Annotated in this window: 9 protein-coding genes; 6 read left to right on the forward strand and 3 right to left on the reverse strand. The window is 71.1% G+C overall.

All coding sequences use genetic code 11. The features are described 5' to 3' along the window. Window positions 1-66 precede the first annotated feature (66 nt). Window positions 67-1,749: an esterase/lipase family protein gene (locus ACIQH8_RS03440; RefSeq protein WP_400994789.1), complete on the forward strand. Its 1,683-nt coding sequence runs from the start codon at window positions 67-69 to the stop codon at window positions 1,747-1,749. A gap of 50 nt (window positions 1,750-1,799) precedes the next feature. Next, complete coding sequence (locus tag ACIQH8_RS03445) at window positions 1,800-2,465, forward strand: class I SAM-dependent methyltransferase (protein ID WP_400994792.1); 666 nt, start codon at window positions 1,800-1,802, stop codon at window positions 2,463-2,465. Between the two features lie 64 nt (window positions 2,466-2,529). On the opposite strand, the gene ACIQH8_RS03450 is transcribed toward ACIQH8_RS03445, so the two are convergent. Both ACIQH8_RS03450 and ACIQH8_RS03455 read right to left on the reverse strand, forming a co-directional pair. Next, entirely contained in the window at window positions 2,530-3,162 is a 633-nt protein-coding gene (locus tag ACIQH8_RS03450; RefSeq protein WP_400994794.1) for a glyoxalase, read from the reverse strand. A gap of 85 nt (window positions 3,163-3,247) precedes the next feature. Beyond that, window positions 3,248-3,832, reverse strand: a complete 585-nt coding sequence (locus ACIQH8_RS03455) for a TetR/AcrR family transcriptional regulator (RefSeq protein ID WP_400994797.1) — start codon at window positions 3,830-3,832, stop codon at window positions 3,248-3,250. Window positions 3,833-3,982: 150 nt separating this feature from the next. Between ACIQH8_RS03455 and ACIQH8_RS03460 the strand changes: the two genes are divergently transcribed. From ACIQH8_RS03460 to ACIQH8_RS03475, 4 genes are read left to right on the forward strand one after another with little or no spacing between them, the layout of a single operon-like run. After that, complete coding sequence (locus ACIQH8_RS03460) at window positions 3,983-5,416, forward strand: flavin monoamine oxidase family protein (RefSeq protein ID WP_400994799.1); 1,434 nt, start codon at window positions 3,983-3,985, stop codon at window positions 5,414-5,416. A gap of 58 nt (window positions 5,417-5,474) precedes the next feature. Further along, the gene (locus ACIQH8_RS03465) at window positions 5,475-6,923 is read left to right on the forward strand and encodes an APC family permease (RefSeq protein ID WP_400994801.1); all 1,449 of its coding nucleotides are present in this window, start codon (window positions 5,475-5,477) and stop codon (window positions 6,921-6,923) included. Between the two features lie 59 nt (window positions 6,924-6,982). Next, on the forward strand, window positions 6,983-7,798 hold the full coding sequence (locus ACIQH8_RS03470) for a MoaF C-terminal domain-containing protein (RefSeq protein WP_400994803.1): 816 nt from the start codon (window positions 6,983-6,985) through the stop codon (window positions 7,796-7,798). A gap of 28 nt (window positions 7,799-7,826) precedes the next feature. Beyond that, complete coding sequence (locus ACIQH8_RS03475) at window positions 7,827-9,242, forward strand: aldehyde dehydrogenase family protein (protein WP_400994805.1); 1,416 nt, start codon at window positions 7,827-7,829, stop codon at window positions 9,240-9,242. Between the two features lie 111 nt (window positions 9,243-9,353). Here ACIQH8_RS03475 and ACIQH8_RS03480 read toward each other — a convergent pair whose 3' ends face one another. Continuing rightward, window positions 9,354-11,990: an ATP-dependent Clp protease ATP-binding subunit gene (locus tag ACIQH8_RS03480; protein ID WP_400994807.1), complete on the reverse strand. Its 2,637-nt coding sequence runs from the start codon at window positions 11,988-11,990 to the stop codon at window positions 9,354-9,356. Window positions 11,991-12,182 lie beyond the last annotated feature (192 nt).

The raw sequence follows: 12,182 nt of genomic DNA on the forward strand, positions 1-12,182 counted from the left end.
CGCCGGTCCGGGTCAGGAGCATGATGAGCCTCGAGACGACCGCGTCATCGGGGGGAGGCGATGGTCATGTCGAAGGCAGGCGCGCCCGAGGGCGGATCGGCCGGTGCCGCGGCATCCGGTGGGCTCTTCGTCTTCGTGCCGGGCCTTCCGGTGCGCCGGCGCGGCCGGCCCGGGTGGGTGCCGCTCATCGAGCGGTTGCGCGACGACCTCCCCGACGGATGGCGCGTCGAGGTGTTCGAGCACGGGGTGCACGCAACCTCCCGCACCGACCCGGACGAGGTCGTACGGCACCTCGCGGCGCAGCTCCGCGACTGGACCGGTGAGCTCTCGACCGACGTCGAGGCGCCGGCCGAGATCATCCTCGTCGGGCACAGCTTCGGCGGCGTGCTCGCTCGCGCGGCGTTCCTGCAGGACGCCGGCACGGCGGATGAGCCCGGGCACCCGTGGACGCGGATGGTGCGACGGCTCGTACTGCTCGGGAGCCCGAACGCCGGCTTCCGGATGGACGCGCCGGGCACGCCGGCGGCGTGGCGCCTCGCGTATGCGCTCGCGACGCCGTTCTTCGACTTCACCATCGAGAGCGTGCAGTCCGGCGGCTACTGGATCACCGACCTCCGGCTCCGCTGGCTCGAGACGTTCCGCCGGATTCAGCCGAAGCCCGATGTCATCCAGGTGCTCGGCACGTCGGACTGGCTCGTCACGAAAGAGGACATCCTCGACCACCGGTTCATGCCGAACACGACGGTCTACGAGATCCCGGGCGCCGATCATCCGGGCCTCATCGCGATCGACGACGCGCCGTCGCCCGCACGGAGGTACGAGCAACTTAAGACCGCGATCCTCGGGCGGCCCGACGAGACGCCGAGCCCGGTGAAGCCGATCGAGCGGGTCCCGACGGCGTTCATCCTGCACGGCATCCGCGCCTCGGCGCTGGGGACGTGGGTCGAGGACCTCGCCACCGCCTACCGGGAGGCGGCGGGTTCGGCAGACGCGCTCGTCGTGAGCCCGGACACCGGGTACTTCACGGCCGCGGAGTTCGCGCTCCCCGGCACCCGCCGGCGCAAGGTGCACGAGTTCCTGAAGCTCTACGGCGACGCGTACGCGAGTCGCGATCCCGACCTGTTCGTGTTCGCCGGGCACTCGAACGGCACGTACATGATGGCCCGCGCGCTCGATCGCGTGCCGTCGATGCGCTTCCAGCGCATCTTCCTCGCCGGGACGGTCCTCCCGCGAGGCTACGAATGGCAGAAGCGGTTCGACCGGCGGCAGGTCGGGCACTGGGTCTCGGAGGGGGAATGGGAGCCCGGCGTCATCCGCAACGACCGCGCGACGCGGGATGTGCCGGTCGGCATCCTGTGCTCGTGGCTGCGGGGTCTCGGCAGTGCGGATGTCGGCACCGCCGGCGTGAACGGGTTCGAGAACGTGTCGAGCGCGACCATCGACCAGTCGCGGCTCATCAAGGGCGGCCATGGCGCCGCGCTCGAGAACGGCGATCAGCTGGCGGACATCGCGGCCTACCTCGCGGCGCAGCCCACGCGCGCGGTCGAGGATCACAAGGTCTCGACCTTCTTCGAACGAGCCAGCCGCGCGGTCGGCCAAGGGGTCCTCGCGTGGGGCGTGATCGCCGGCGTCGGCGTGCTCGCGGGTCGCGGTCTCGTCGCGATCGGCCGCGCTCGCGGGACGGGCGCCGCGGTCGGCACGGGCGTGGCGGGCGCCGTCGGCGTGTGGACGTTGCTGCGCTCGATCTGAGTGTCGCGCCGCGGCCGCCTACGCTGGCCGAGGAGCGGAAGGAGACCCCCATGTCCGGTCACCGGCACGACGAGCAGGAGACGGATGCCGCGGCGGATGCCGCCGAAATGTTCGAGCCGCCCGCGTGGGACGAGGCGTACTCGGGCGACGAGGCCCGGTGGAGCGGCCGCCCGAACGCGCAGCTCGTCGCCGAGGCATCCGCCCTGACGCCCGGCACGGCACTCGACGTCGGCTGCGGCGAGGGCGGCGACGTGATCTGGCTCGCGCAGCACGGATGGCGCGTGACCGGCGCCGACTTCTCGGCCAACGGACTCGCCCGCGCGGCCGCACACGCCGAGGCGGCGGGCGTCGCCGATCGCACCGACTGGTGGCAGGTCGACGCCCGCACCTTCGACGCCGACGGCCGCGAGTTCGACCTGGTGACGACGCACTTCCTGCATCCGCCGGACCACGGCATGGTCGACGTCGTCCGCCGCCTGGCCGGCGCGGTCGCGCCCGGCGGGCATCTCCTCGTGGTCGGCCACGCACCATCCGCTGCCTTCACGCACCTGTCGGCGAGTCATCGCGATGCGATGTTCCTCGCCGCCGACCTGCTGCCGGGCGTGCCGACCGACTTCGAGGCGCTCGTCGTCGAGCAGCGCCCGCGCACGACGGTCCGCGACGGCGAGACGATGGAGGTGCACGATTCGACGCTGCTGGCGCGGCGACGCGGCTGAGCCGGACGCGCGGTGAGCGCGCCCGGCCCCACTGCTGCGGGGACGCCGCGCTCGACGGCGACGCTCAGGCCGACGCGTCCGTCCATTCGAATCCGTCCGGGTCGGTGAACGAGCCGCCGTCGCCGGCGATCCGGATGCGGTGCGACCCGGTGCCCTCCGGCGAGACGCCGGCCGACTTCGCGAGCGCGCGTCGCTTGTATAGGCCGAGTCCGATCGGACTGCCCGGGATCTCGAAGTCGACGTAGCTGCCGAAGCTCTTCCCGACCGCCAGGCCGCGCTCGACGTAGAGCCGCTTGCCGGCTGCGACGTCCTCGGCGCCGAGGAGGAGCACGAGGTGGTCGAAGCTCCGGCTCACGGGGGCCGAGTCCTTCTTCGTCGAGGTGGCGAGGTTCCAGATCGCGCCATCCGGCGCCTGCACGACGCCGCCGAAACCCCAGAGCGACTTCGCGAGCGGCTTCAGGATGTCGGCGCCGGCGGCGACCGCCGCGTCGAAGAGGGCGGTGACGTTGCCGGGCTGCGGCGCGACGAGCGAGATCGTGAACCCGCGGAACCCGTCGGTCGCGGCATCCGTGCCGGCGGTGCGCACCCGGTCGTCCAGGTCGAACGCCTCGCGGTGGAACCGGGCGGCCGCGTCGGGGTCGGCGGCGCCGAGGGTGATCGAGTCGATGCGGGTGAGGGTCTTCAGGTTGGTGTCCATGTCCTCGACGGTACGGATGGCGCGCGGCGCCGGCTTCTCGATTCCTGACCGATCGTGACGCGACGCGTTCGCGCGTGCGGACCGGTCAGCGCTCCGCGCCTCCCGCGCCCCCCGCGACCGCGACGCCGAGCGCATCGACCGCCTCCGCGAGTTGCGCGGCGGTGATCGCGCCGCCGAGGTACTGGAGCACCAACCCGTCGATCGCCGCGAACATCGCGCGATCGAGGCCCTCTCCGCCCGGCATTCCGAGCCGCGAGCGCCCCTGCGCGAGTTCGCTCGTGTAGCGGCGGTAGAGCGAGCGGACGGCGGGTTGCAGGTCGGGCCGCCGGCTCGCCTCGAGGACCATCTCGAACTGGAAGAGCTGCAGCGCGGCATCGGAGAGCACGTTGTCGATCAGCGCCTCCCGGAACGCCGCGGCGTCCGTCGCGTACTCCGCGAGGTCCGCGAGCCCGATCGACCGCTCCATCGACCATTCGAGGGCCGCGGCGAGCAGGCGATCCCGCGTGCCGAAGTGGTGCGCGATGAGCGTGTTGTTGACGCCGGCCTGCTCGGCGACGGCGCGGAAGGTCATGCCCCGCATGCCCTTCGCGGCGACCACGCGCACGGTCGCCTCCAGGAGGGCTTCCCTGCCGTCGCCGTGGTTGAGCGGCCGTCGCGGGGAGTCGGTCATGCGGACCAGTGTAGGGACCCGGCCGGATTCGCCCGAGGCATCCGTTGACATCGAACTAAGCATGTGCTTAGCTTAGCCGCATCGCTACTGAGCAACTGCTTAGTTTGGCCCGCCGGTCACCGGCGGAGCTCCCATCCGAAGGAAACGACGATGTCTCCAGAATCCGAAGATCGACCGACGACGGCGACGGATGTCGATGTGCTCGTGCTCGGCGCCGGCTTCGCCGGGCTGACCGCCGCCCGCGAACTCTCCCAGCGCGGGCTGTCGGTCCGCGTCCTCGAAGCGCGCGACCGCATCGGCGGCCGCACGTGGTACGCCGAGGGCCTCGGACGCGGACTCGAACTGGGCGGCACCTGGGTGCACTGGACGCAGCCGCACGTCTGGGCCGAGCTCGCGCGCTACGGCATCGGCACGGTGCCGAGCCCTGCACCGACGATCGCGCACTGGTGGGAGGGCGGCGCGGCCCGATCCGGCGACCCGGACGAGCTGCTGGCCCGGCTGGACGAGCCGAACCGGCGCCTCACGGCCGACGCGCGACGCGTCTTCCCGCGCCCGTTCCGGCCGCTCGAGCAGCGCGACCTGGTCGCCTCGATCGACCGGGAGACCATCGCGGAGCGGATCGCCGCACTCGACCTGCCCGACGCCGATCGCGCGCTGCTCGAGACCTTCTGGACGCTCAACGTCAACGGTGCGATCGACGAGGCCGCGTACACCCAGGCGCTCCGCTGGGTCGCACTGACCAACGGCGACTGGGCGGTCAACTTCGAGGCGTGCGCGTCGTACAAGGTCGACGGCGGCACGGGCCGACTCGCACAGGCGATCGCGGATGACTCGGGCGCCGAGTTCCGCTTCGGCTCCCCCGTCGTCGCGATCGAGCAGGACGACGAGTCGGTGCGGGTGACGACCGCCGACGGGCAGGTCCACACCGCGGGTTATGCCGTCGCGACCTTCCCGCTCGCCACGCTCGCCCGGGTCCGGATCGCCCCGGCGCTCCCCCAGGCGATGCGGGCCGCGGCGAGCGCCGGCCAGGTCGGCCGCGGCACCAAGGTCTGGTTCCGCCTCGAGGGCGTGACCGAGCCGTTCGTCGCCTTCGGCGAGAAGCACTGGCCGCTGAACTTCTTCCAGGGCGAGTACCCCGACGGCGACGGCATCATCGTCATCGGCTTCGGCCCCGACGCATCCGCTCTCGACCCGACGGATGCCGCGGCGATCGAGCGCGTCATCGGCCGGCTCATCCCGAGCGCCCGCGTCAGCGCCGTCGCGGCTCACGACTGGGTGGCGGACGAGTTCGCCGGCGAGACCTGGCCGATGCACCGCCCCGGCTACCTCTCGCACGCGCTGCCCGGGTTCCACGCCGGCCACGGTCGCCTCCGGTTCGCGGGCGCCGACTACGCCCACGGCTGGGGCGGCTTCATCGACGGGGCCATCGAGAGCGGGCTGATCGAGGCCCGCCGCATCCTCGCCGACCTCGCCGACCGGGCGGACCGGGCCGACGGGGCCGACCTGACCACCGAGGCCGACCTCGCCGCCGACGGCGACCTCGACCCGGCCGCCCACGACCACCTCGTCGCGACCGCCGCCTGAGACCCGACCCGAGCATCCCCTGATCAATCGCACCACGTGAAGTCCAAAGGAGGACATCATGAGCGTCATCACCGAATCCGAATCGACCCCGACCGACGCCTCGTCCGGCACCGCGCTGAAGCAGAACAGCCTCGGCTTCGTCGGCATCGCGTTCTTCGTCATCGCCGCCGCGGCGCCGATGGCCGCGTTCGTCGGGGCCGGCCCCGTGCTGTTCTCGATCATGGGCCCGGGCGTCCCGCTCGTGTACGTCATGGTCGCGGTCGTCATCGCGCTCTTCGCGGTCGGCTACCTCAAGATGAGCCGGCACATCGTCCACGCGGGCGGCTTCGTCGCCTACATCGCCCGGGGTCTCGGGCGGCATGCCGCGACCGGCGCCGCGGGCATCGTCATCGTGACCTACATCGCCCTGCAGGTCGGGTTCTGGGCCCAGTTCGGCGTGTTCGCCCAGCAGCTCGTCGCGAGCTGGCTCGGCATCGACCTGCCCGTCTGGGTCTGGGCGCTCGCGTTCATCGCCCTGACCACGGTGCTCGCGATGCGCGGGGTCGACCTGAACCTGCGGGTGCTCGGCATCCTGCTCGTGCTCGAGATCGCCGTCGTCGCGATCCTGGTCGTCGGTATCGTGATCGGCTCGGGCGGCAACGCGCCCTCGCTCGAGAGCTTCAGCCCGTCGCAGCTGGCGAACCCCGGCTTCGGCGTCGCGGTGCTGTTCGTGTTCGCCTGCTTCACGACGTTCGAGGCCACCACGGTCTTCAGCGAGGAGGCGCGCAACCCGCGTCGCACCATCCCGCTCGCGCTGTACGCCGTGATCCTGTTCGTCGCGATCTTCTACACGGTCGCGACCTGGTCGGTGAGCTACGCGGTCGGTCCCGACAACGTGCAGCAGGCCGCCTCGGACGACCTCGCGGGCATCATCTTCGGGCTCGCGGCGACGTACGTCGGCCCGTGGCTGGATGTCACGATGCAGGTGCTCGTCGTGTCGAGCTTCATCGCGATGCTCATCGGCATGCAGAACATGTTCGCCCGGTACGGGTTCGCGCTCGCTCGCGCGGGCGTGCTGCCGAAGCCGCTCGCCCGGGTCGGACGACGCTCTCACGCCCCGGCGGCGGCGGCGCTCGCCAACGGCGTGATCGTCGCGGTCATCGTGATGGCGTTCCTGCTCGCCGGCGCCGACCCGATCGAGGTCGTCTACGCCTGGTTCGTGGCGCTCGGCACGGTGGGGTTCATCGTCATGATGGCGCTGGCCTCGCTCGCGATCGTGGTGTTCTTCCTCCGCGAGAAGACCGAGCGCGGATTCTGGACGACCAAGGTCGCACCGGCCGTGTCGCTCGTGCTCGTCGTCGCGGTGCTCGTCATCGCACTCCAGAACTACGACGCGATGCTCTTCAGCGAGGGCGCCACCGCGAAGCTCCTGCTCTGGCTCATCCCGATCGCCTTCGCCCTCGGCGCGGTCCTGCCGCGCCTCAAGAAGGACATCGACTACGACACCGTCACGTCGGCCGCCGCCTGACCCGCGACCGCTCCGCGACACGTTCCCGCGGGACATCCCGCACTTCGAAAGGACTCATCATGACCGACACCACGAAGGCTCCGAACCGAACCGCCACGGACTACGTCCCCGTCGACGAGTGGCCCGATGTCACCGCGATGCTCGACGGCTTCGGAGCGCCATCCCTCGACGCCAGCACCGACCTCGACGGCAGCGAATTCGACATCGTCTTCGACAACGGATGGACGATCGCCCACCGGTTCGCCGGCGGCACGGTGACCTGGACGATCGTCGGCGGCGACGGGGTCGGGATGACGGGCACCCACCCGTACCGCGCCGTCGAAGCGCGCCCCGGGCTGTACTTCGTCGACTTCATCAAGGGCGAGGGCGCGCATGCGAGCGACGTCTCGATGGTCGTCGACCGGAACGACGGCCGCGTGACGGTCGCCGATTCGAGCTTCGTCGACCGCGACGGCGCGGTGCGGATGCAGACGGCGATCCTCACGGGCCGCATCGCCGGCACGGGCGCGATCGAGCCGCTCCGCCGTTCGGAGGAGCTCGTCGGCAAGCGCATCTTCTACCGCTACAGCCCGACCGAGCACTACGAGCACATCTACCTCAACGCCGGCACGTTCGTCTGGTACTGCGTCCGCGGCGCCGAGCAGGGGCTGGGCGACGTCGACGCGGCCACCGCGTACGAGCTGGGCGACGGCATCGTGATGCTGCACTGGAGCGAGTCGGTCATGCCCGTCGAGTCGTTCCTGGTGATCGACCTGGTCAACGAGCGGTCTATCGGCCGCATGTTCTGCTGGGACGGCCCGACTCTCGCGCCCGTGCACCTGCCGTTCGACAGCCGCCTCACCGTGCTCAGCGACACCGCCTACCCGGCCGAATGACGGCCCGACGACTGCACTGGAGAAGATCATGACCACCACCGAATCCACCACGCTCCTCGACCGGGTCACGGTCGCCCCCGAGACCGGCCGGCCGATTCCGGATGCCGCGACGCGCGAGATCATCGGCCACGCGCCGGTGCACACCGTCACCGACCTCGATGCGGCGGTCGCCGCCGCGCGCGCGGCGCAGCCGGCCTGGGCCGCCCTCGGGCACGAGGAGCGCAGCCGCATCCTTCACGCCATCGCCGACGAGATCGAGGCGAACGCCGAGGAACTCGCGGTGCTGCTCTCGCGCGAGCAGGGCAAGCCGCTCGACGGACCGAACGCCCGCTTCGAGGTCGGCGCGAGCGCGGCCTGGGTGCGGAACGCCGCCGACACCGCGATCGAGACCGAGGTCGTGTTCGAGGACGGCCCGGCCCGCTCCGAGCTGCACTACGAGGCGCTCGGCGTCGTCGGCGCGATCGGGCCGTGGAACTGGCCCATGATGATCACGGTCTGGCAGATCGCGCCGGCGCTTCGCATGGGCAACGCCGTCGTCGTGAAGCCGAGCGAGTACACGCCGCTGTCGGTGCTCGCGCTGGCTTCGGTCTTCAACCGGCACCTGCCGGCCGATGTGCTCACGGTGGTATCGGGCGACCGCGAGGTCGGGGCCGCGATCGCCGCCCACCCGGGCGTCGACAAGATCATGTTCACCGGTTCGACCGCCACGGGCCGCCGGATCGTCGAGTCGTCGGCGAACAACCTCGCCCGGCTCACGCTCGAGCTGGGCGGCAACGACCCCGGCATCGTGCTTCCCGACACGGATGTCTCGGCCATCGCCGAGAACCTCTTCTGGGGCGCGTTCATCAACACCGGTCAGACCTGTGCGGCCCTCAAGCGGCTGTACGTGCACGAGTCGGTGTACGACGAAGTGGTCGATGCGCTCGCCGAGCTGGCGCGGGTGATCCCCATGGGTCGCGGGCTCGAGGAGGGCAACGTGCTGGGTCCGCTGCAGAACGAGCAGCAGTTCGGCATCGTCGCTCGGCTCGTCGACGACGCGCGATCGCGCGGTGCCCGCGTCGTGTCGGGCGGTGAGCCGGCCCCCGAGCTCGGCCCGCTCTTCTACCGTGCGACCGTCGTGGCCGACATCGAGGATGGCGCGGCGCTCGTCGACGAGGAACAGTTCGGCCCGGTCATCCCGGTGGTGAAGTACACCGACGTCGACGACGCGATCGCGCGCGCGAACGCCTCGTCGCAGGGCCTGGGCGCCTCCGTCTGGTCGAACGACCCAGAAGCCGCCGTCGAGGTCGCCCGCCGCGTCCAGGCCGGCACCGTGTGGATCAACCAGCACGGCGCAGTGAACCCGAACGTGCCGTTCGGCGGCACCAAGGCGTCGGGCTACGGCCACGAGTTCGGCGTGCACGGCCTCAAGGCGGTGTCGTCGCCCAAGGTGATCTCGCGCTGATCGGGCGCATGCCGAAGGCCCGGCACTCGGGAGAGTGTCGGGCCTTCGGTCGCCCGGTACTTCGGTACCGCGTCGCGCAGAGGGATACCGCCGCGGCGGGACCGGTGCGGGTTACGCGGCTTCGGCCAGGTCCACCGTCGCGTTCGGCACGGATGCCACGACGAACTCGCCGTCCGCGGCATCCACCCGCACCGCCTCGCCGTCGCCGAGGGCGCCCGTGACGAAGAGGTCGGCGATGCGGTCATCGATCTCGCGCTGGATCAGGCGACGCAGCGGACGGGCACCGTACTCGGGCTCGTAGCCGCGCTCCGCCAGGAGCGCCACCGCGGCATCCGTCACCTCGAAGCCGATCTCGCGAGCGGCCAGGCGAGCGGATGTCGCCCCCAGCATCAGGCGCACGATCTGGGCGATCTCCGAAGCCGAGAGCTTCTGGAACAGCACGGTCTCGTCGATGCGGTTCAGGAACTCCGGCCGCATGGCCTCGCGCACCTTGCCCATCACCCGGTTGCGCACATCCTCTGAAGAGGAGAACCCCGAGCCATCCGTCGACGCCACGAAGCCGAGCGCACCCGACCGCGACGCGAGGAACTCCGAACCGAGGTTCGAGGTCATGATGACCACCGTGTTGCGGAAGTCGACCGTGCGACCCTGACCGTCGGTCAGGCGTCCGTCGTCGAGCACCTGCAGCAGCAGGTTGAACACGTCGGGGTGCGCCTTCTCGATCTCGTCGAACAGCACGATCGAGTACGGGTTTCGCCGCACGCGCTCGGTGAGCTGGCCGGCCTCGTCGTAGCCGACGTATCCGGGAGGGGCACCCACGAGCCGCGACACGGTGTGCCGCTCGCCGAACTCGCTCATGTCGAAGCGGATGATCGCGCCCTCGTCGTCGAACAGCGACGACGCCAGCGCACGCGCCAGCTCGGTCTTGCCGACGCCGGTCGGTCCGAGGAACAGGAACGAGCCCACCGGCCGCTTCGCGTCGCCCATGCCGGTGCGGTTGCGGCGCACCGAGCGGGCGACGGCGGTGACCGCGTCGTCCTGCCCGATCACCCGGGCGTGCAGCTCGCCCTCGAGGTTCGCGAGGCGCTCGCGCTCGCCCTCGGTGACCCGGTTGACCGGGATGCCGGTGGCCCGCGAGATCACGGCGGCGATCTGCGCCTCGTCGATGACGGTGCTGGTCGCGACATCCGACGAACCGGATGCCACGGCGCGACCCTGCGCGGCCGCCTTCTCGGTCGCCTCGTCGAGCCGCTCCTGCACCTTCTCGATCTCGTCGCGGATGCGCGACGCCTCCTCGTAGTGCTCGGCGCGGACGGCCGCGTTCTTGTCGGCCTCCAGGTCGGCGAGGCGCTCGATGAGGGCGGAGACATCCACCTTCACGCCCAGCTTCAGGCGCAGGCGCGCGCCCGCCTGGTCGATGAGGTCGATGGCCTTGTCGGGCAGCACACGGTCGGTGAGGTACCGCGCGGAGAGCTCGACGGCGGCGCGCAGCGCCTCGTCGGTGTAGGTGACGCCGTGGTGCTCCTCGTACGCGGGGCGCAGGCCCTGCAGGATCAGCACGGAGTCCTCGATCGAGGGCTCCCCCACGCGAACCGGCTGGAACCGGCGCTCGAGCGCAGGGTCCTTCTCGATGGTGCGGTACTCCTTGAGCGTGGTCGCGCCCACGAGGTGCAGCTCGCCGCGGGCGAGGCGGGGCTTCAGGATGTTGCCCGCATCCATGCCCTCACCGGCGCCGCCGGCGCCGACCACCGAGTGCACCTCGTCGACGAACACGATCAGCTCGCCCGTGTTGGCGGCGATCTCCTCCATCGTCTTGGTGAGGCGCTCCTCGAAGTCGCCGCGGTAGCGGGTGCCGGCGAGCATGGCGGGCAGGTCGAGGGCGACGACGCGCTTGCCGAGCAGCTGCTCGGGCACGTTCTCCTCGACGATCGCGCGGGCCAGGCCCTCCACGATCGCGGTCTTGCCGACGCCGGCCTCGCCGATCAGCACGGGGTTGTTCTTCGTGCGGCGGCTGAGGATCTCGATGGTCTGCTCGATCTCGTCGGCGCGCCCGATCACGGGGTCGAGCTCGCCGTTCGCTGCACGCTCGGTGAGGTCGAGGCCGAACTTGTCGAGCATGGGCGTGGCGGACTCCCCCTCCGCCGGTCGAGTAGGCGCGCCAGCGCCGTATCGAGACCCGTCCTCGTCGACATCGGATGCCACGTGCTCCCCCAGACCGGCCGCGAGCGCGTCGGCGGTGACGCCGGCACGCGCGAGCACCTGCCCGGCGGGGGCGTCCTGCCCGAGCACGAGCGCGAAGAAGAGGTGCTCGGGGTCGATGTACGTCGACCCGCTCGAGCGCGCGACCTGATACGCGTGGAACAGCGCGCGCGACGCGGACGGGGTGATGGTCGCCGCGTTCGCCCGCTCGCTGGTCGAGTAGGACGCGTCAGCGCCCGTATCGAGACCCGCGGGCAGCCGCGCCTCGGTCGCCGTGATGATGCGCTCGGGCGACGCGCCGACGCGGGTGATCGCCTGCGCGACGGACTCGTCCTCGACGATGACGCGCAGGATGTGCAGCGCGTCAAGCTCGGTCTGTCCGCGCTCGAGCGCGAAGCGACCGGCACGCTGCAGGATGCTCTGGGTGCGCGAGGTCAGGAACCGGCTGAGGTCGATCGACCGCGCCTGCCTGGCCTGCTCACCCGCGAGGTAGCGGCTCAGGAACTCGTCGAACGAGCTCGAGCCGGCCTCGTTGAAGTCGTCTGGCACCTAGGTCCTCCTGGGGGAACTTGAGTTGGGTACGCTCAAGTTCAACGCCTGCGGCTCATCGGTATTCCCGGTGGTTCAAGCGGCAAGGATCTCGGCTGCGGATCCCGATCATCCCCTCAGTTGGGAAGAGGAGCGCTGAAGCACCGAAGGCGTGTGCCTGCGGGTCTACCTCGATAACGACCGACAGACTTG

Origin of the sequence: Agromyces sp. GXQ0307, assembly GCF_044769845.1 — a bacterium.
GTDB lineage: Bacteria > Actinomycetota > Actinomycetes > Actinomycetales > Microbacteriaceae > Agromyces.

Coding starts and splice junctions, on each gene's coding strand:
- ACIQH8_RS03475 (WP_400994805.1), top strand. CDS start 7,827: ATGACCACCACCGAATCCACCACGCTCCTCGACCGGGTCACGGTCGCC.
- ACIQH8_RS03440 (WP_400994789.1), top strand. CDS start 67: ATGTCGAAGGCAGGCGCGCCCGAGGGCGGATCGGCCGGTGCCGCGGCA.
- ACIQH8_RS03445 (WP_400994792.1), top strand. CDS start 1,800: ATGTCCGGTCACCGGCACGACGAGCAGGAGACGGATGCCGCGGCGGAT.
- ACIQH8_RS03465 (WP_400994801.1), top strand. CDS start 5,475: ATGAGCGTCATCACCGAATCCGAATCGACCCCGACCGACGCCTCGTCC.
- ACIQH8_RS03450 (WP_400994794.1), bottom strand. CDS start 3,162: ATGGACACCAACCTGAAGACCCTCACCCGCATCGACTCGATCACCCTC.
- ACIQH8_RS03470 (WP_400994803.1), top strand. CDS start 6,983: ATGACCGACACCACGAAGGCTCCGAACCGAACCGCCACGGACTACGTC.
- ACIQH8_RS03460 (WP_400994799.1), top strand. CDS start 3,983: ATGTCTCCAGAATCCGAAGATCGACCGACGACGGCGACGGATGTCGAT.
- ACIQH8_RS03455 (WP_400994797.1), bottom strand. CDS start 3,832: ATGACCGACTCCCCGCGACGGCCGCTCAACCACGGCGACGGCAGGGAA.